General features: G+C 44.9%; 14 protein-coding genes, 2 rRNA genes and 1 other annotated feature (1 of these 17 only partly in view). Of the genes, 10 read left to right on the top strand and 6 right to left on the bottom strand.

Features of this window, described 5'->3' with window-relative positions; translation table 11 throughout:
• Positions 1-223 precede the first annotated feature (223 nt).
• The 7 genes from rsmG to guaB all read left to right on the top strand — a co-directional run bounded on the left by rsmG (position 224) and on the right by guaB (position 6,355).
• Positions 224-940: a 16S rRNA (guanine(527)-N(7))-methyltransferase RsmG gene (gene rsmG, locus IGK61_RS17555; RefSeq protein WP_005226256.1), complete on the top strand. Its 717-nt coding sequence runs from the start codon at positions 224-226 to the stop codon at positions 938-940.
• An 11-nt stretch (positions 941-951) separates the two neighbouring features.
• Positions 952-1,716, top strand: a complete 765-nt coding sequence (locus IGK61_RS17550) for a ParA family protein (protein WP_005226255.1) — start codon at positions 952-954, stop codon at positions 1,714-1,716.
• Entirely contained in the window at positions 1,706-2,596 is an 891-nt protein-coding gene (locus IGK61_RS17545; protein WP_074535547.1) for a ParB/RepB/Spo0J family partition protein, read from the top strand. Before IGK61_RS17550 ends, IGK61_RS17545 begins: the two co-directional genes overlap by 11 nt.
• Before the next feature lie 10 nt (positions 2,597-2,606).
• On the top strand, positions 2,607-2,795 hold the full coding sequence (locus tag IGK61_RS17540) for a DUF951 domain-containing protein (RefSeq protein ID WP_005226253.1): 189 nt from the start codon (positions 2,607-2,609) through the stop codon (positions 2,793-2,795).
• Between the two features lie 8 nt (positions 2,796-2,803).
• A complete protein-coding gene (gene ychF, locus IGK61_RS17535) occupies positions 2,804-3,904 on the top strand; it encodes a redox-regulated ATPase YchF (RefSeq protein ID WP_074535546.1) in 1,101 nt (366 codons plus the stop codon).
• Positions 3,905-3,975: 71 nt separating this feature from the next.
• Complete coding sequence (locus IGK61_RS17530; protein WP_005226251.1) at positions 3,976-4,668, top strand: DUF1129 domain-containing protein; 693 nt, start codon at positions 3,976-3,978, stop codon at positions 4,666-4,668.
• A gap of 202 nt (positions 4,669-4,870) precedes the next feature.
• Positions 4,871-6,355 (top strand): IMP dehydrogenase, encoded by a 1,485-nt coding sequence (guaB, locus tag IGK61_RS17525; protein WP_074535545.1) that lies wholly within the window; start codon positions 4,871-4,873, stop codon positions 6,353-6,355.
• A gap of 157 nt (positions 6,356-6,512) precedes the next feature.
• On the opposite strand, the gene IGK61_RS17520 is transcribed toward guaB, so the two are convergent.
• On the bottom strand, positions 6,513-9,218 hold the full coding sequence (locus IGK61_RS17520; protein WP_074535544.1) for an ABC transporter permease: 2,706 nt from the start codon (positions 9,216-9,218) through the stop codon (positions 6,513-6,515).
• A gap of 9 nt (positions 9,219-9,227) precedes the next feature.
• Positions 9,228-9,929, bottom strand: a complete 702-nt coding sequence (locus IGK61_RS17515) for an ABC transporter ATP-binding protein (RefSeq protein WP_010748457.1) — start codon at positions 9,927-9,929, stop codon at positions 9,228-9,230.
• A gap of 85 nt (positions 9,930-10,014) precedes the next feature.
• Here IGK61_RS17515 and IGK61_RS17510 point away from each other — a divergent pair, with 85 nt between their 5' ends.
• A complete protein-coding gene (locus IGK61_RS17510; protein WP_060791711.1) occupies positions 10,015-10,641 on the top strand; it encodes a TetR/AcrR family transcriptional regulator in 627 nt (208 codons plus the stop codon).
• A 71-nt stretch (positions 10,642-10,712) separates the two neighbouring features.
• On the opposite strand, the gene IGK61_RS17505 is transcribed toward IGK61_RS17510, so the two are convergent.
• From IGK61_RS17505 to IGK61_RS17490, 4 genes are all read right to left on the bottom strand, one after another.
• Entirely contained in the window at positions 10,713-12,233 is a 1,521-nt protein-coding gene (locus tag IGK61_RS17505; protein ID WP_074535543.1) for a polysaccharide deacetylase family protein, read from the bottom strand.
• Between the two features lie 290 nt (positions 12,234-12,523).
• Positions 12,524-13,801, bottom strand: a complete 1,278-nt coding sequence (gene serS / locus IGK61_RS17500) for a serine--tRNA ligase (RefSeq protein WP_438844972.1) — start codon at positions 13,799-13,801, stop codon at positions 12,524-12,526.
• Between the two features lie 57 nt (positions 13,802-13,858).
• Positions 13,859-14,057, bottom strand: a binding site (T-box leader).
• A gap of 35 nt (positions 14,058-14,092) precedes the next feature.
• On the bottom strand, positions 14,093-15,301 hold the full coding sequence (locus IGK61_RS17495; RefSeq protein WP_005226244.1) for a sensor histidine kinase: 1,209 nt from the start codon (positions 15,299-15,301) through the stop codon (positions 14,093-14,095).
• Positions 15,291-15,980, bottom strand: coding sequence for a response regulator transcription factor (locus IGK61_RS17490; RefSeq protein ID WP_008376963.1), 690 nt, complete (start codon positions 15,978-15,980; stop codon positions 15,291-15,293). The genes IGK61_RS17495 and IGK61_RS17490 overlap by 11 nt, the downstream gene beginning before the upstream one ends.
• Positions 15,981-16,695: 715 nt before the next feature.
• Here IGK61_RS17490 and IGK61_RS17485 point away from each other — a divergent pair.
• A 16S ribosomal RNA gene (locus IGK61_RS17485) occupies positions 16,696-18,254 on the top strand.
• A 229-nt stretch (positions 18,255-18,483) separates the two neighbouring features.
• Positions 18,484-19,826, top strand: a 23S ribosomal RNA gene (locus IGK61_RS17480); it runs 1,572 nt beyond the window's last position.
• Together the 16S and 23S rRNA genes form the textbook arrangement of a ribosomal RNA operon.

The following is a 19,826-nucleotide window of genomic DNA, read 5'->3' as shown; positions in this document are numbered from 1 at the left end:
AGGAGGGTTGGCAGCCTCGCTGGTCAAGGAAAAATGAAAAAAGTTTTTTGGATTGAAATGAGTATAATTCCTATGCCTTAAACCAACCTTAAAGCCCCAGTTAAAAAATGGTAAATTCTCCTAGAAAGCAATGTCTGGCTATTGCATCACATTGCTTTTTGCGTTAAAGTAGGAACTAGTCTGTGAAACATTTTTCTGTTTCACAAAATAGAAAGGATTCGTTATGCTACCTGAAGAATTTCATGAAGAATTACGCAAAAACGGGATCGTTTTAACCGAAGAACAAATGGAAAAATTCGCTGTCTATTTCGAGCGTTTAGTCGAATGGAATCAGAAGATGAATCTAACCGCAATCACGGAAAAATCAGAAGTGTATTTGAAGCATTTCTACGATTCTGTTTCCTTAGCTTTTGAAACCGCCTTTGACCCGCAAAGTCATTTGTGTGATGTCGGTTCAGGTGCTGGCTTTCCAAGTATTCCACTAAAAATCGTGTTTCCTGAATTAGAAGTGACGATCGTCGACTCTTTAAATAAGCGCATCACCTTTTTACAAACCCTTGTGACGGATCTACAATTGGAAAATGTCCACTTGTACCATGACCGTGCAGAAACATTTGGTCAAAACCCGCAATTTCGTGGGCAATTCGATTATGTGACCGCTCGTGCGGTTGCCCGTTTGAATGTGTTAACGGAACTCTGTGTGCCATTGGTGAAAAAAGCAGGCTATTTTTATGCGCTCAAAGCTGCCAAAAGCGAGGAAGAACTGGTTGAAGCCAAACCAGCCATCTCACTCTTAGGCGGCAAATTTATTGAAGAAAAAAGCTTTACCTTACCGGTCAGCGGCGATGAACGCCATCTTTTGATCATTCAAAAGAAAAAAGAAACGCCAAAGAAATACCCCCGCAAACCGGGAATGCCAGCGAAACAACCAATCAAATAGGAGGAAAATCAATGGCCCGTATTATTTCTGTTGCAAACCAAAAAGGCGGCGTAGGCAAAACCACCACAACGGTGAACCTAGGTGCGTCCTTAGCATTTGTCGGCAAAAAAGTGTTACTCGTAGATATTGATGCCCAAGGCAACGCCACAAGCGGTGTCGGCATTCGCAAACCAGATGTGGAACAAGACATCTATGATGTATTAGTCAATGAAACACCGATCGTTGAAGCGATTTTACCTAGCAGTCGGGAAAACTTGGATATCGTTCCAGCGACGATCCAATTAGCTGGTGCGGAAATTGAATTGACCTCCATGATGGCACGGGAATCTCGATTGAAATCGGCTTTGAATGAGATCAAAGAACAATACGATTATATCTTTATCGATTGCCCGCCATCTTTAGGTCATTTGACGATCAATGCCTTTACCGCCAGTGATTCGATTTTGATCCCAGTCCAATGTGAGTACTATGCATTAGAAGGGCTGAGCCAACTATTGAATACCGTGCGTTTAGTACAAAAACATTTTAACCCTGAGTTAGAGATCGAAGGGGTCTTACTGACGATGTATGATGCCCGTACGAACTTAGGCGCGGAAGTCGTGGAAGAAGTCCGCCGCTATTTCCAAGAAAAAGTATATGAAACCATTATTCCGCGGAATATCCGGTTGTCTGAAGCACCTAGTCATGGATTGTCGATCATTGATTATGATCCACGCTCAAAAGGAGCCGAAGTCTATCAGACGTTAGCAAAGGAAGTGTTAGCCCGTGAAGAATAAAGGGAAAGGATTAGGGCGTGGGATCGATGCGTTGTTTCAAGACCTGCAAGGGTTAGAAGAAGTCGATATCAAGACAGAAAAAGTCGTTGAACTGCCTTTAAACGAATTAAGACCCAACCCTTATCAACCGCGAAAAACCTTTGATGAGCTTTCATTACAAGAACTGGCCAATTCGATCCAGCATTCAGGGGTCTTTCAACCGATCATCGTGCGGCAATCATCCGTCAAAGGCTATGAGATCATTGCGGGTGAACGCCGGTTTCGAGCATCCAAACTAGCTGGCAAGGAAACGATCCCAGCCATCATCCGCAATTTTGATGAAGAAGAGATGATGCAAGTCGCCGTTTTAGAAAACTTGCAGCGGGAAGATTTGAATCCTTTAGAAGAAGCAGAAGCCTATGACATGCTGATGAAGAACTTGAAATTGACCCAAGCACAAGTTGCTGAACGCTTAGGGAAGAGCCGCCCGTATATCGCCAATTATTTGCGGTTACTGTCCTTGCCGAAACTCGTCAAAGAAATGGTTCAAGATGACCGTTTGTCTATGGGGCAAGCCCGGACGTTATTAGGGTTGAAAAACAAAGAACAGATCTTAAAATTAGCCAATCGGTGTGTCAAAGAAAATCTGACAGTCCGCCAATTAGAACAAATGGTCGCTGAGATGAACGACACGAAGAACGAAAAGAAAAAAGTTCCGCGTCTGATTCGGGAAAAACCGTACTATTTACGAGAAAGCGAAGAACGGTTGATGGATAAATTTGGCACGAATGTCGAGATCCGCGAAAAAGAAGGCAAAGGAAAAATCGAGATCGAATACCTGTCACAAAAAGATTTAACCCGTATTTTAGATTTATTGAACATTCAATTTGATGAAGCTTGAGGTGATAAAGATGTATGATCTTGGGGATATTGTCGAAATGAAAAAACCGCATGCCTGCAAAGCCAATCGTTGGGAAATCATCCGCATGGGGGCAGACATCAAAATAAAGTGTACGAATTGCGGCCACATCGTCATGATGACGCGCCGAGAATTTGATAAAAAGATGAAGAAAATCCTAGAAAAAAAAGAGAAAGAGTGAAGTGAAGCATGGCGTTAACTGCCGGAATCGTTGGATTGCCAAATGTGGGCAAATCTACTTTATTTAATGCAATAACCAAAGCAGGAGCAGAAGCCGCAAACTACCCGTTTGCGACGATCGATCCGAATGTAGGAATGGTGGAAGTGCCAGATTGGCGCTTACAGCGTTTAACAGAATTAGTCCGTCCGAAAAAGACGGTCCCAACCACCTTTGAATTTACGGATATTGCCGGAATCGTCCGCGGTGCCAGCAAAGGGGAAGGATTAGGAAACCAATTTTTGAGCCATATCCGCCAAGTGGATGCGATCTGTCATGTCGTTCGTTGTTTCGACGATGACAACATCACCCACGTAGAAGGCCGCGTGGACCCATTAGCTGATATCGACACCATCAATTTGGAGTTGGTTTTAGCAGATTTAGAATCCGTCAACAAGCGCTATACTCGGGTCGCAAAAATTGCCAAAACCAAAGACAAAGATGCAGTTGCGGAACTGGCCGTTCTTGATAAGATCAAACCGGTCTTAGAAGAAGGGATCTCTGCTCGTTCGATCGAATTTACAGATGAAGAACAGCGCATCGTCAAAAGTTTGTTTTTACTAACGACCAAACCAGTCTTATACGTTGCCAACGTAGCAGAAGAAGACGTGGCAGACTATGAAACCAATGTCTATGTCAACAAAGTGAAAGAATTTGCAGCAAGCGAAAATGCGGAAGTGATCGTCATCAGTGCTCGTGCTGAAGAAGAGATCGCTGAGCTGGAAGAAGAAGACAAAGCAGAGTTTTTAGAAGCATTAGGAATTGAAGAATCGGGGTTGGATCAATTGATTCGTGCCGCCTATGATTTGCTGGGTCTAGCAACGTACTTTACCGCTGGTGAACAAGAAGTGCGTGCGTGGACGTTCCGTAAAGGCATCAAAGCACCGCAAGCAGCGGGGATCATCCATACGGACTTTGAGCGCGGCTTTATTCGTGCGGAAACTGTTTCCTTTGAGGATCTGAACCAATACGGCACGATGCAAGCGGCCAAAGAAGCCGGTCGGGTACGTTTGGAAGGAAAAGATTATGTCGTGCAAGATGGCGACGTGATGTTGTTCCGTTTTAACGTATAAAGGGCTTTCTTCCCAGTGAATTTGTGGTAAAATGTCCATTGTGAAGAAAACGCAGAAGGGAGAATCAATTCATGGAACCAGAAACTCTGCGAAATTATGTTTCCGAAAATCGTGAATTAGAACAACAATTAACAAAACGAAACCAACAATATATATTTGATTTAAAAAAATCGCTAGAGGCAGCCAACCTTTCTGAAGAAGAAAAAACGATTGCCTTGCATGAGATGCTGCCGGTCTTAGTCAAAGAACAAAAAGGCGGCAAAACGGCCCGCCAATTATTTGGTACAGTGTCTGAACGTACCGAAGCCATCATCAACAAACCCGTTGAGCAAAAAGAATCCGGCCCCTTCTTGATGTGGTTGGATAACACCTTGCTGATTTTAGGGATTTTTGGGTTGATGTTAGGGGTTATGGGAATCTTTACTAGAGGACAAGCACAACCTTATGGCTTATTGACCCTCTTCTTGATGGCGATGCTTGCTGGTTGGGTCTTCTACTTGATGTACAAATACATGTATCAATATGAACGCCCAGGTGCCGATAAGAGCAAACGGCCGAAGATGTGGAAGATCATTTTGATTTTAGTCGCAGCCTTCATGCTATGGATCGTTGTGATCTCGCTTTCTGCGATGATCCAACCACCATTGAATCCACAAGTGGATCCTGTGATCGAAGCCTTGATCGGGGCAGTGGCATTAGCAGCGAAGTACTACTTGAAACGCAAATACAATATCATCAGCAGTCTGTCTGTTCCTAGAGGCTGATGGCTACACGTTGATCGTGCGCCTTCTTTTGTTAAAAAAGACCGCACGATCAGCGTGTTTTTTTAGAAAAAATGGCGAATTATGAGATTTGACCAAAGGTTTGAAGAGGATTATTAAGAAAGCTTTCCGAATGGTTGACTTATGAAAAAATCTTTGCTATTTTTTTAAAAATACCTAAAAACTTTAAGGAGTGGTTACAAAAATGTCCAACTGGGAAACCAAATTTGTAAAAAAAGGGTTAACGTTTGATGATGTCTTATTGATTCCGGCAGAAAGTCACGTCTTGCCAAATGACGTGGATATGAAAGTGCAGCTTGCCCCGAATATTACACTAAATATTCCAATCATAAGTGCCAGTATGGATACCGTAACTGATAGTAAAATGGCGATCTCAATGGCGCGTCAAGGCGGACTTGGCGTAATTCACAAAAACATGAGTATCGCAGCGCAAGCAGATGAAGTGCGCAAAGTAAAACGTTCTGAAAGCGGCGTGATCATCGATCCGTTTTTCTTAACACCAACCCACTTAGTTGCTGATGCAGAACATTTGATGAGCAAGTACCGCATCAGTGGGGTACCGATCGTAGAAACGATGGAAAACCGCAAATTAGTCGGTATCATCACGAACCGCGACATGCGTTTTGTCACGGATTATACGATGCCGATCAATGATGTGATGACCAAAGACCAATTGATCACAGCACCTGTCGGTACTTCGTTGAAAGACGCGGAAAAAATCTTACAACAACACAAGATCGAAAAATTACCGATCGTTGATGAAGCAGGGATCTTAAGCGGGTTGATCACTATAAAAGATATTGAAAAAGTGATCGAATTCCCGAATGCAGCCAAAGACACGCATGGACGTCTATTAGTGGCAGCGGCAGTCGGTGTTACCAGCGATACCTTTGAACGAGCACAAGCATTATTGGATGCAGGCGTGGACGCGATCGTCATTGATACTGCCCACGGACACAGTGCCGGTGTTTTACGCAAAATCTCTGAAATTCGCGCGCATTTCCCAGAAGCGACATTGATTGCTGGAAATGTTGCTACTGCCGAAGGCACGAAAGCATTGTATGATGCTGGTGTCGATGTCGTAAAAGTCGGGATCGGTCCAGGCTCGATCTGTACCACTCGGGTGGTAGCCGGTGTCGGAGTTCCTCAATTGACCGCGATCTATGATGCAGCCTCTGTGGCACGTCAATATGGCAAAGCAATCATTGCCGATGGTGGGATCAAGTACTCTGGGGATATCGTCAAAGCTTTAGCAGCTGGCGGACATGCCGTAATGCTCGGCAGCATGTTGGCAGGAACCGATGAATCACCAGGTGAATTCGAAATCTATCAAGGCCGTCGCTTCAAAACGTACCGCGGAATGGGTTCATTGGGGGCAATGGAAAAAGGCTCCAGCGACCGTTACTTCCAAGGGGGCGTAAACGAAGCCAACAAATTGGTTCCAGAAGGCATTGAAGGGCGTGTCGCTTATAAAGGCAGCGTTTCTGATATCATCTTCCAAATGATCGGCGGCTTGAAATCAGGGATGGGTTATGTCGGTGCTGGCAATCTACAGCAATTACGTGATGAAGCACAATTCATCCAAATGAGCGGCAACGGACTAAAAGAATCACATCCCCACGATGTTCAAATCACGAAAGAAGCACCAAACTACTCTGTAAAATCATAAAATGTTTCACGTGAAAACCAACGCCCCCTCTGTTCAAAAGTGGACAGAGGGGATTATTTGTTCAAAAAAGAACGTCACTCTCAGCTATCTAGGCAAGAGTGGCGTTCTTTTCTTTAAAATCGCTGCTTGATGATCAGCAAATCGCTTTAGCAGCGGCTTATTCGTTTGATTTTAACGCATCGATCATGTTGACATGAGTCAGTTTCACATGGGTGACGTACATCACGATGATCGTAAAGAGAATCGTCATGCCACCGGCTAAAGCATAGGCCGGCCAATTGATCACTAATGGAAAGACCATGTTTTCCATCGAAGCTTGGATCAAAATAAAGTCAGTCAAGAAGTAACCTACCACGTATCCTGCGAGAATCCCAAATAACGTAAAGACGATATTTTCCCGTACGATGTACATGGTGACTTCTTTATTGTAAAACCCTAATACTTTAATAGTAGAAAGCTCGCGAATCCGCTCGGAAACATTGATGTTGGTCAAGTTATACAAGACGACAAAGGCTAATGCCCCTGATAGTACAACTAAGATCAAGACAATGGAGTTCAAGTTGCCCATCGAATCATCCTGCATTTTGATCTGAGTGGAAAGGAACGTCGTGTTTTTGACTTTGTCGGTATCTAACAAGGCTGTTGATAAAGATTCCTCTTGTTTTTTCGTCATCGTCTTGCTTTTGACTAAGAACGCATTCGGTTCAAAGGCACTGTCGGTGATTTCTTCGTAAAGAGTCGGTGACAGATACAGAGAATTGCCTAAATAGTTTTCTGCGATGCCGCTGATAGGTACTTCAAAAGCTTCTTGATCGCTAGTATAGAAGGTCAATGTATCCCCAACCTGCAGATCATACAATTCTGCGTATTTCATAGTCAGTACGGCGCCTTCTGTTAATGGCAGCTTCTGCCCTTCCGTCGTTTTCAAATGGACATAGTCGGTAAAAGCTTCTTGATCTGCCGGAACCATCAAGGTCAAACTTTGTTTTCCTTGGTTAGCTGGTCGAATCTCGATCGTTTCATTGTAGACTAGCATCGAATGGGACACAAGAGGATCGTCTGTTAAAACCGTTTCAGCGGCAGCAACGGTTTCTTCCTTCGCATCATTTAAGGTCACGACGGCTTGATAATCCGTAATGGGCCCAAATTGTTTCGCAGTCACAGCACTTAAGGAATCTTTCAACCCAACGCCTGCCACCATCAGTCCCGTACAGCCGGCGATGCCAATGATTGCCATGATCATTCGCGATTTGTAGCGGAAGATGTTACGGAAGCTGACTTTTTGATTGAAGCTTAAGCGTGACCATAAGGGTGTAATGGCCTCTAATAAAATCCGTTTCCCAGGTTTTGGCGCCCGAACTTGCAGTAGCTGGGCAGGTTTTTCCCGCAATTCTTTGATCAAAACAAAGAGGCAAGCACCGAGCGTCGCCAGTAAAAAGGCGATCGCGGCCAAAATAATTGGCGACCAGACATAATAGACGCGAATCCCGTCTAAAAGATACCGTTCGCTGGATAGAAAATAAATCAAACGCGGCAACAGTTCCGTCCCTAATACGGCACCACTGATAATGCCAATGGCCGAAGACAGGAGGGCATAAATCAAATATTTAAGGGAGATCTCGACTTTGCCATAGCCCATCGCTTTTAAGGTACCGATCTCTTTGCGGTTTTCTTCTACCATCCGCGTCAGTGTCGTAAAGGTGATCAACGCAGCGATAAAGAAGAAGAAGACAGGAAACACATTGGCGATCGCTGCGATGCGATCAGACAGCCCGCCATACTCTTGGAAACCGGGGTTGTCTTTGCGTTGGTTGTAAAGATACGTAGGTTCTGCCAAGTCTTCGATCTCTGTACGTTTCTCTGCCAGTGTTTGTTGGGCATCGGTTAGTTCTTGTTGCTGTTCCTCTAATTGGGTTTGCTGCTGTGTCAACTCTTCTTCCCCAGCGGTCAATTGGCCTTCGAGGGCTGCTTGTTGTACGGGCGGCAGCTGTGCCAAGGCGGCTTGCTGTTGTTCTAGTTCCGCTTTGGCCTGATCCAGTTGGGCTTGTCCATCAGCTAACTGTTTTTGTCCATCGCGGACTTCTTTTTCTGCAGGCGCTAATTCATCAAAAGCATCTTGCTGAATTTCTGCTAAGCGTTCTTTAGGGCGATCTGCAAACAGTTCCTCAATCGTTTCTTGATGGGCTGCCATCTTGTCGGTGTACGCATCGGAGTATGTTTCAAGGCCAGCGACATCATCAAAGGCGAGATAAAGGATCGATTTGACCTCCATCTTGAACTGTTCTTCCGGTACATAAGCAAAATACGTCACGACACCGCTGCCGACATTCGCATAGCCACGTTCGGCAGCACTGATATAAATGGGAGAGGTGGCGAACCCAACGACCGTATAGTCTTTGTCCGACAGATTATCGGCATCATCGATCGTAAAAGTATCCCCTATTTGCCAGCCATAATTTTTTGCTTCGGTGTCCAGCACGATTTCATCGGCTTTTTCTGGCAGTCGGCCGTCCTTCACCAGTAGCTGGTTGAGTTCCTGCGAGGGATCATAAGAGGTCACTTGCACGACTTCATCTGAATTGGCAGCGTAATAAAATTGATAGGCGGCTTCTGTGTGCGCACCGCTTTTTTCCGCCGCATCAATGTCGTCCTCCGTCAATCCCAGCGTGGAAGTGACTTGCAGATCTGCTAAATGCTGACCGTTGACATATTCACTCGCGGAATGGTTCAGGATCGGTCCCGTCGCTTTGACACCGACAAAGAGAAACGTTCCTAAAAAAATGATCAAGGTGATTGCGATAAAGCGACCTTTTGACTGGCGAATCTCCCGCAAACTTGCTTTAAGGTAAGTTTTATTTTTCATCAGATCCTCCTACCAAACGATTTCATCGATCGAGATTGGATGAGGATTCTCTTCAATGGAACGGACAGTGGCATCGTTGATATGGATCACCCGATCGGCGATCGGGGCAATGGCGCTGTTATGGGTAATGATCAACACCGTATTGCCGTTTTTCCGACTGGCGTTTTGCAAAAGCTTCAACACTTGTTTGCCTGTTTCAAAATCCAGCGCACCGGTTGGTTCATCGCATAATAGCAGTTTCGGGTTTTTGGCTAACGCCCGAGCGATCGATACCCGCTGCTGTTCCCCACCAGAGAGCTGCGAAGGAAAGTTGTTTTTACGGTTTTCTAACCCGACTTGTGCTAAGACTTCATCAGGATCGAGTGCATTCGGTGAGACTTCTGTTGCCAATTCAATGTTTTCTTTCGCTGTCAGGTTCGGCACCAAATTATAAAATTGGAAGACGAACCCGACGTCTTTGCGGCGGTATTCCGTCAGCTGTTTGTCGTTAAACTTCGCGATATCGACATTGTCGATAATGATTTGTCCTTCATCTGGCGAATCCATCCCGCCTAAAATATTCAAAACGGTCGATTTTCCTGCACCACTGGGGCCAAGGATCACCACTAATTCGCCTTCTTCAATGGCAAAGGAAAGATCGTTGTTGGCAGTGATGGTGGTTTCGCCCATCTGATAGCGTTTATATTCATTCTTTACTTCAACATAACTCATTAATAAAGCCTCCATTTTTTAAACACGTGTTGATTTAATCACATGGTGTTAGTATACTAAGAAAGAAAAGTAAGAGCAATCCTCAATGCTTACCTATTTGTCATTAAATAGACAAATATTGATCAAATGTACAGAGAAAAGGGGAAACGATATGGTGGGGACTGTGGGGAATCGTCGAACGATCTACTCGAAAAAAGTGATCCGACGCGCCTTTCAGGAGTTATTGTTGGAAAAAGAGTACCGCAAAATCACGATCAAAGAGATTGCGGAACGAGCCGATATCAACCGAGGAACATTTTATAAATATTATAAGGATACGGCCGCGTTGTTGGAGGAAATCGAAGGGGAGCTTGTTGAGCAGATCGCATCGAACTTGCAGCAGGAAAATTTGTCATTGGATCTTTGGTTGGAAAAGCTGTTGACGATTTTGTATGAGAATCCTAGTACGACCCATTTGATTTTGTTGAACAACAGCCATTTGCTGAATCTTTTATTGTCAGAGATCAAACCGGAGACCTTGAAACGGTTTGCCCAATACTTTCAAGATGCTTCCGAGGAAGAATTGGAACTGTGTCTTAGCTTTTTTGTCTGCGGGTCTATCGGGTTGATCGAACGCTGGCTCAAAGATTTCTCAACGATGCCGCCAAAAGCTGTCGCTGAACTGTTGATCCAAATTTTTGTGACCAATGTATATGAGGATAAGAAGGGCTAAAAAAAGAGGGAACGATCCAATAACCAAAAAGGAACGCAGCAAGAGACAATTTGCTGCGTTCCTTTTTTTATTTAGTCAACGAGGCGCTCGTCGTTCATCCCAAAGTATTGATGCAATGGTTTTTGCCGTGCTTCTAATAATTGATCGACAGTCACGAATTCGTAGCCTTCGTTTTTGAGCATTTTAATGACTCCCGGTACGGCTTTCACAGATTTCGGGTGAATATCATGGATCAAGATCATGGCACCATTAAAGACATTTTGTTGCACCAAGGCATTGATCTTCTTCGGATCCTTCAATTTCCAGTCTTGAGAATCGATGTCCCATTGAATGATCGGCATGCCAATGGTTTGTGCGCTTTGTTTGTCGATAGCGCCATAAGGGGGCCGTAAATTTCTAGGTAGTAAACCCGTCGCATTATAAATGGCTTTGTTGGTTTTTGTGACTTCTGCCTGCAAATCTTCCGCTGAAAGAGTATTCAGCTGCGGATGAGAGTAAGAATGACTGGCGATCTCGTGTCCAGCTTCTTGGACTTTTTTAGCAGCTTGCGGATATTGCTCTACCATTTGTCCCAGCATAAAGAAGGTCGCTTTAACGTCATTTTCTTGTAAGATGTTCAACAGATCCATGGTGGAGGTACTGTTGGGTCCATCATCAAAGGTCAATGCCACGTATTTTTTATTGGGGTCTAAACTTGGCAAGGCATTGTTGAGTTGGTCAGCAGCCACGAGATCAGGATCAATGAATGGGGCGATCTCGCTGTAAGACAGGGTGATTTCCGTCGCTCCCGTCTGATTTTTTGGCAATTCGATGGTCAGCTTCTCTGGATCGTAAGTAAATTTCGAATCGAAGGTGATCCGCTCCATGGCCAAGACGGCGTCGATGATTTTGGCGGGTTCTTTGGCTTGATCCAGCAGTTTCTGCTGAATGACTTGTTGAATACCTAATAAGCTGCCTTCATCAGGAACCAGTTCTTTCAAAGACAATTCGGTTTGCGTCTTCTCTGATACGAAGATCGGTGCATCCGTTAGGCTGTCCGCATCTTCAAAACGTCCGGTTTCTCGATTCCACACATAGCTGTCGGCTTTCAATGAATAAGTAGACACCTTTGAAGCCGCTGCTTGTGCTTGGATGCGGGCAACGGTGACGACTTCTTTATTCGTTTGTTTTTTACGCAAGTGATCAGCGGCTTGTGTCAACCGTTCTTTGATATCTTTGATGGGAAACGTATCAAGGTCTTGCGGGCGGTAGATCAATTCTTTGGTTGCGCCTTTGGAGAGCACTTCAGGCGTTGTTTTTAACCCATTTTGACTTTGTTCTGCTTGGATTGATGCCAGTAATTTCTCCGCAGCCGCCTCATATTTTTCTTGGGCTGCGACTTCTTGCTGGTGTAACGTGTAAAGGACTGAGCCAGCCGTCGCGATCAAAACGATCAATAATAAGGCGAATAAGGAAAAAATTGCTTTTCGATACGGCTTCTTTCTCGAGGGTGGTCCTTTCGGTCTTTCTTCAGCTGACGCTGTTCGTTTTTGATTATTGTTTGGTTTCTTGTGCAAGTCACTCCGACGGGCATAGGTCTTTCGTTCGGGCATTGGTGAAGCTCCCTTCATTCCATCCTAAATTATGCCCACGTTACCATAAGTCACAGGTACTTTCAACGATCATGCCCGGTTTCTGATAGAGACTTAAAAAGATGAAGGGATTTTTCTAATTATTCATTTAAAAATTACAACCTTGTTGCGTTGTTTCTCTTGCAAGAAATGATCAAGGGCGTTAGGGGGTCTTTTGCAACCACTATCTATTAGGTGAACTAGAAAACCCCTTCGTAACAGATCACGTGGAGTGACTGTTACGAAGGGGGTGCAATTAAGGGTACTAAGGCTTAGGCTTTTTCGATTTTTGTCAGTCCGCCCATGTAAGGAACCAGAACTTCTGGTACCGTTACACTGCCGTCTTCGTTTTGATAATTTTCAAGCACTGCGGCTACCGTCCGACCGACAGCCAGACCAGAGCCATTTAGTGTATGCATGTAGTGAATCTTGCCCTCTTGATCGCGGTAACGGATCATGGCACGGCGTGCTTGGAAATCTTCACAGTTTGAGCAAGAGCTGATCTCACGGTACATTTCCTGAGCAGGGATCCATACCTCTAAATCATAGGTCTTCGCCGCAGAAAAGCCCATATCTCCTGTACACAAGCTAAGCACTCGGTAAGGTAAGTTGAGTTTTTGCAAAATATCTTCGGCATTAGCCGTCATCTTTTCTAATTCTTCATAAGAATGGTCAGCATCACTGAATTTCACCATTTCAACTTTATTGAATTGGTGCAGACGAATCAAGCCGCGAGTATCACGACCAGCGCTGCCAGCTTCTGAACGAAATGATGGGCTCAAGGCAGTGAAGTAGGCAGGGAGCTGTTCTTGTTCTAAGATCTCCCCTTGATAGTAATTGGTCAAAGGTACTTCAGCAGTTGGAATCAAAGTCAAATCCGTGTCTGCCAATTGGAAAACATCTTCTTTGAACTTTGGAAATTGCCCCGTGCCAAACATTGCTTGGCTATTGACGATATAAGGGGTGATCATCTCGGTATAGCCATGCTCATAGACATGCTGATCCAGCATGAAGTTGTATAAGGCACGTTCCAAACGAGCACCTAAGCCTTTGTAGTAAACAAAGCGGCTGCCAGAAACTTTGGCGCCCCGCTCAAAGTCGAGGATCCCCAACTCTTCAGCGATCTCCCAATGCGGTTTTGGTTCAAAGGCAAAGGCTTTTGGTTCTGCCCAGCGGCGGATTTCTACATTGTCGTCTTCATCCTGGCCCACTGGAACAGAATCATTTGGCAAATTCGGCAATGTCGTGGCGATCTCTTTGATGTCTTCATCAATTTGAGCAATCTCTTCATCCAATTGCTTGATTTGGCTGCCGACTTCTTTCATTTGGGCAATTTTATCTGCCGCGTCTTCTTTTGCCCGTTTCAAGGCAGCGATCTCACCAGAAACATCGTTGCGCAATTTCTTGCGTTCTTCCGTTTGGACTAAGAGTTCTCTGCGACGTTCGTCAAGCGTTAAAAAGCGGTCCAATACTTCTTTTTGCACGCCTCGTGTTGCGAGTTTGCTTTGTACTTCAGCAAAATTTTGGCGAATCATTTTTACATCTAACATAGTGATACATCCTCCTTTGATTTTTCCATAGAAAAAAGGCCATTCCGATCCCGTGTTGCTTGGGACGAAATGACCATTCGCGGTGCCACCCAAGTTCAGCTTGCGCTGCCCTTGCTGCTCGTATCGTGAGCCAACGATTTTTCTTTCGAAAAATACACGTTAAAGAACTGGATTCTATTTTTTCCAACACTGATTTTCACCAACCATCAGCTCTCTTTACTAGATGAAAAAAATATACTAGGTTCTGTGCCTTGATTATTTTCTTTAGCATACCCAAAAAATGTTGGGGCGTCAACCATAGGTTTGTGTGTTGGACAAATTGTTGCGCTTCAACGGGAGATGAATAATAAAGGACGTCCATTCTGGCGTTGATTTGGCATAGATATAGCCGCCATGTAAGGCGACGATGCTTTGAGCGATCGCTAGACCTAAGCCAGTTCCTCCTGTTTCTTGAGAGCGGGATTCTTCCACTCGGTAGAAACGGTCGAATAGAGAATCAAGGGCTTGCTTAGGAATCATTTGTCCATTGTTTTTGACGGTTAAGATCGCTTCGGTCCCGACTTTCTCGACTTCCATGCGGATCTTATCGGCGCCTTTGCCGTATTTCAAGGCATTTGACAGCAAATTATTGAAAACTCGCACCAGTTTTTCGGTATCGCCATCCATTTCGATATGCTCTGGACGGGTGTAGGTTTCGATCTTGATGCCTTTTCGGCTAGCTTCTAATTCAAAGTCCGCCGCCAATTGTTCAACTAGCTGGGCCATATCGAATTCCATCACATTAATGGGCACGCTAGGCTGACGCACTTTCGTGTATTCAAACAAATCATCGACGAGGGACTTCATTTGTTTGGCTTTGACATACGCCGTATGAGTATATTTCAACAATTCTTCTTCTGAATGGTATTGTCGGTCTTCAATTAGACCTAAATAGCCGATGATCGAAGTCAATGGTGTTCGAATGTCATGACTGACATTGGTGATCAGCTCATCTTTGGATTGCTCGATCCGCCGTTCATCTTCGATCGCCGCCACCGTACTGTCGACTAAGCCGTTGATATTAGAAACGATCCGGCTTAAATCGCCCCGTAACTCGAAGGGGATGCGATGATCGTAGTTGCCTTCTGCGATAAAGTGCAGCTCGCTGATAATGTGGCGTAGCTGCATTTGATGGTAACGTCGAATCAAACGCCAATATAAGACGATCACATCTAATAGGAAGAACATCGGTAGAATGAAGTTACGACCACTGCGGAAGATATCTGTGTTGAAGGCAGCCGTGAACGCATTCTTTGATTCATAGATCGCTTCGACTAAAACCGGTGAGTTTTCTCGTATTGAGGTCAAGATGACCAAAATAGCGACATTTAATAGAAGTAAAAGAACAATCGTTACAATTCCTTCGGCAAATAACTCACTGATTTCCTTTGAGGTCAACGTGATTCGTTTCTTTTTTTCGATTGGTGTGTTGCGCTTTTTTTCAGTTGGTTTACTTCGCATCTATTTTGTAGCCGACCCCCCATACTGTTTGGATGACTTTTTCACCATCCGTGGCTTCTTCGATCTTATCTCGTAAGTGACTGACATGGACCATCACTGTTTTGGCAGAAACGACACTTTCTTGTTTCCAAACTCGTTCAAAAATCTCATCGGCGCTAAAGACACGGTTCGGATGCGATGCTAGTAAGTAGAGGATGCCAAATTCTAATGCGGTCAATTGGATCTCATTGCCATCCACCGTTTTTACTTCATGGGAATCGCGGTTGATGATAAGGGAGCTTACTTCCAGAATCTCTGGTTGATTTGAAGCAGCCTGCATCTTGGTTCTTCTCAATAACGATTTTACCCGAGCCATGACTTCTAATGGATTGAAAGGTTTGGTGACATAATCATCAGCACCGGCGACCAATCCACGAATCTTATCCATATCGGTTGTTTTAGCGGTCAACATAATAATGGGGATTTGGGATTCTTTTCTCAATTCTTTGACGACTTGCATGCCGTCCATTTCAGGCATCATGATATCTAAGATCAATAGCTCGATATCAGAAGTGGTGCGGATCTTGGTCAGTGCTTCTTTTCCATCATATGCTTTGACCGATTCATAGCCTTCATTGTGTAAGTAAATGCTTAATAGTTCTACGATCTCTTTGTCATCATCTGCTACAAGTATTTTCATACTGGGTCCTCCTAGGAACAATATTCTTTTCTCCATTTTAGCAAATATTCCACAAAATAGATAAAATCATACTTAAATTTATAAGAATGATAGGAATTAAGAAAACACAAAAAGGAAAAAGACGAACGATAGTCTAATAATAACGGAAAAAGTCCTTAAAAAAGGCGGAAATCACGGACTAAAAATCATGAATCATCTTTGGAAACGGAGTAACTAGAAACGTTGGTCTATCAATCATTTTATGGTTGACGAATAGCACAAGTCTTGGTATATTATTACATGTGCCAAATGACTAAATGAATTCCTAAAAAGAATTGAAAAAAGTAGTTGACGCACAGCTCGACAGATGATATTATAACGAAGTCGCAATTTTAAAACAGTTAATCAATGTTGATACATCAACAAAATTAATTAAAAAAAGTTGTTGACAAATAACAAATCATTTGTTATTCTAATTAAGTCGCTGAGACAGCCGCTACGAAGTTGAAAAACAACGAGCGAAAAAAACTTTTTAACAAAGAGTTGACAATCAAATGTCACTCTGATATGATATAAAAGTTGCTAACACAGCGCGGTAGACCTTTGAAAACTGAACAAAGCAAGCAAACGAACCAATGTGTAGGACGTTTCAATTTATTGGAACAAATACATGCAAGCAATAGCTAGCAAAGTTAATTTTTATGAGCTTAATGACCGTATGGTCATTCAAACAAATCATTATGAGAGTTTGATCCTGGCTCAGGACGAACGCTGGCGGCGTGCCTAATACATGCAAGTCGAACGCTTTTTCTTTCACCGGAGCTTGCTCCACCGAAAGAAAAAGAGTGGCGAACGGGTGAGTAACACGTGGGTAACCTGCCCATCAGAAGGGGATAACACTTGGAAACAGGTGCTAATACCGTATAACACTATTTTCCGCATGGAAGAAAGTTGAAAGGCGCTTTTGCGTCACTGATGGATGGACCCGCGGTGCATTAGCTAGTTGGTGAGGTAACGGCTCACCAAGGCAACGATGCATAGCCGACCTGAGAGGGTGATCGGCCACACTGGGACTGAGACACGGCCCAGACTCCTACGGGAGGCAGCAGTAGGGAATCTTCGGCAATGGACGAAAGTCTGACCGAGCAACGCCGCGTGAGTGAAGAAGGTTTTCGGATCGTAAAACTCTGTTGTTAGAGAAGAACAAGGATGAGAGTAAAATGTTCATCCCTTGACGGTATCTAACCAGAAAGCCACGGCTAACTACGTGCCAGCAGCCGCGGTAATACGTAGGTGGCAAGCGTTGTCCGGATTTATTGGGCGTAAAGCGAGCGCAGGCGGTTTCTTAAGTCTGATGTGAAAGCCCCCGGCTCAACCGGGGAGGGTCATTGGAAACTGGGAGACTTGAGTGCAGAAGAGGAGAGTGGAATTCCATGTGTAGCGGTGAAATGCGTAGATATATGGAGGAACACCAGTGGCGAAGGCGGCTCTCTGGTCTGTAACTGACGCTGAGGCTCGAAAGCGTGGGGAGCGAACAGGATTAGATACCCTGGTAGTCCACGCCGTAAACGATGAGTGCTAAGTGTTGGAGGGTTTCCGCCCTTCAGTGCTGCAGCAAACGCATTAAGCACTCCGCCTGGGGAGTACGACCGCAAGGTTGAAACTCAAAGGAATTGACGGGGGCCCGCACAAGCGGTGGAGCATGTGGTTTAATTCGAAGCAACGCGAAGAACCTTACCAGGTCTTGACATCCTTTGACCACTCTAGAGATAGAGCTTCCCCTTCGGGGGCAAAGTGACAGGTGGTGCATGGTTGTCGTCAGCTCGTGTCGTGAGATGTTGGGTTAAGTCCCGCAACGAGCGCAACCCTTATTGTTAGTTGCCATCATTTAGTTGGGCACTCTAGCGAGACTGCCGGTGACAAACCGGAGGAAGGTGGGGATGACGTCAAATCATCATGCCCCTTATGACCTGGGCTACACACGTGCTACAATGGGAAGTACAACGAGTTGCGAAGTCGCGAGGCTAAGCTAATCTCTTAAAGCTTCTCTCAGTTCGGATTGTAGGCTGCAACTCGCCTACATGAAGCCGGAATCGCTAGTAATCGCGGATCAGCACGCCGCGGTGAATACGTTCCCGGGCCTTGTACACACCGCCCGTCACACCACGAGAGTTTGTAACACCCGAAGTCGGTGAGGTAACCTTTTGGAGCCAGCCGCCTAAGGTGGGATAGATGATTGGGGTGAAGTCGTAACAAGGTAGCCGTATCGGAAGGTGCGGCTGGATCACCTCCTTTCTAAGGAATATTTCGGAAGACTACACATCGTTTGCCTTTGTTCAGTTTTGAGAGGTTTACTCTCAAACAAAATTTGTTCATTGAAAACTGGATATCGAAGAAATAATCAAAACAAGTAACACACACCGAGTTGAAATGTTAAAAGAGTTTTTTAATAAGTTCAACGCTTATTTTCTTGAGCAACCTTCTATCGCTAGAAGAAGTACTCAAAACCGACCGTAAGGTCAAAGGTTAAGTGAATAAGGGCGCACGGTGGATGCCTTGGCACTAGGAGCCGATGAAGGACGGGACTAACACCGATATGCTTTGGGGAGCTGTAAGTAAGCTATGATCCAGAGATTTCCGAATGGGGGAACCCAGCATCTTTTATAGGATGTTACGTCTGCGTGAATACATAGCGCAGTCGAGGTAGACGCAGAGAACTGAAACATCTAAGTACCTGCAGGAAGAGAAAGAAAATTCGATTCCCTGAGTAGCGGCGAGCGAAACGGGAAAAGCCCAAACCAACAAGCTTGCTTGTTGGGGTTGTAGGACTCCGATATGGTAGTCTATTCAGATAGTCGAAATACTTGGAAAAGTATGTCAAAGAGGGTAAAAACCCCGTAGGCGAAATTTGGATAACACCTAGGAGGATCCTGAGTACGGCGGAACACGAGGAATTCCGTCGGAATCCGGGAGGACCATCTCCCAAGGCTAAATACTCCCTAGTGACCGATAGTGAACCAGTACCGTGAGGGAAAGGTGAAAAGCACCCCGGAAGGGGAGTGAAATAGATCCTGAAACCGTGTGCCTACAACAAGTTAGAGCCCGTTAATGGGTGATAGCGTGCCTTTTGTAGAATGAACCGGCGAGTTACGATAGCATGCGAGGTTAAGTTGAAGAGACGGAGCCGTAGCGAAAGCGAGTCTGAATAGGGCGAATGAGTATGTTGTCGTAGACCCGAAACCATGTGATCTACCCATGTCCAGGTTGAAGGTGCGGTAAAACGCACTGGAGGACCGAACCCACGTACGTTGAAAAGTGCGGGGATGAGGTGTGGGTAGCGGAGAAATTCCAAACGAACTTGGAGATAGCTGGTTCTCTCCGAAATAGCTTTAGGGCTAGCCTCGGAATTGAGAATGATGGAGGTAGAGCACTGTTTGGACTAGGGGCCCATCTCGGGTTACCGAATTCAGATAAACTCCGAATGCCATTCATTCATATCCGGGAGTCAGACTGTGAGTGATAAGATCCATAGTCGAAAGGGAAACAGCCCAGACCACCAGCTAAGGTCCCCAAATAACTATTAAGTGGAAAAGGATGTGGGGTTGCACAGACAACTAGGATGTTGGCTTAGAAGCAGCCACCATTTAAAGAGTGCGTAATAGCTCACTAGTCGAGTGACCCTGCGCCGAAAATGTACCGGGGCTAAATAGTTTACCGAAGCTGTGGAGTGCACCATTAGGTGCATTGGTAGGAGAGCGTTCTAAGGGCGTTGAAGGCAGATCGTGAGGACTGCTGGAGCGCTTAGAAGTGAGAATGCCGGTATGAGTAGCGAAAGACAGGTGAGAATCCTGTCCACCGAATGACTAA

It is taken from the genome of Enterococcus sp. AZ063, from assembly GCF_051715045.1.
GTDB lineage: Bacteria > Bacillota > Bacilli > Lactobacillales > Enterococcaceae > Enterococcus_D > Enterococcus_D casseliflavus.
Note: the sequence above shows the minus strand (reverse complement) of the source record. Positions and strands in the feature narration are given on the sequence as shown.

Coding starts and splice junctions, on each gene's coding strand:
- IGK61_RS17510 (WP_060791711.1), top strand. CDS start 10,015: ATGCTTACCTATTTGTCATTAAATAGACAAATATTGATCAAATGTACA.
- IGK61_RS17515 (WP_010748457.1), bottom strand. CDS start 9,929: ATGAGTTATGTTGAAGTAAAGAATGAATATAAACGCTATCAGATGGGC.
- IGK61_RS17505 (WP_074535543.1), bottom strand. CDS start 12,233: ATGCCCGAACGAAAGACCTATGCCCGTCGGAGTGACTTGCACAAGAAA.
- guaB (WP_074535545.1), top strand. CDS start 4,871: ATGTCCAACTGGGAAACCAAATTTGTAAAAAAAGGGTTAACGTTTGAT.
- serS (WP_438844972.1), bottom strand. CDS start 13,801: ATGTTAGATGTAAAAATGATTCGCCAAAATTTTGCTGAAGTACAAAGC.
- IGK61_RS17550 (WP_005226255.1), top strand. CDS start 952: ATGGCCCGTATTATTTCTGTTGCAAACCAAAAAGGCGGCGTAGGCAAA.
- IGK61_RS17520 (WP_074535544.1), bottom strand. CDS start 9,218: ATGAAAAATAAAACTTACCTTAAAGCAAGTTTGCGGGAGATTCGCCAG.
- ychF (WP_074535546.1), top strand. CDS start 2,804: ATGGCGTTAACTGCCGGAATCGTTGGATTGCCAAATGTGGGCAAATCT.
- IGK61_RS17490 (WP_008376963.1), bottom strand. CDS start 15,980: ATGAAAATACTTGTAGCAGATGATGACAAAGAGATCGTAGAACTATTA.
- IGK61_RS17530 (WP_005226251.1), top strand. CDS start 3,976: ATGGAACCAGAAACTCTGCGAAATTATGTTTCCGAAAATCGTGAATTA.
- IGK61_RS17495 (WP_005226244.1), bottom strand. CDS start 15,301: ATGCGAAGTAAACCAACTGAAAAAAAGCGCAACACACCAATCGAAAAA.
- IGK61_RS17540 (WP_005226253.1), top strand. CDS start 2,607: ATGTATGATCTTGGGGATATTGTCGAAATGAAAAAACCGCATGCCTGC.
- rsmG (WP_005226256.1), top strand. CDS start 224: ATGCTACCTGAAGAATTTCATGAAGAATTACGCAAAAACGGGATCGTT.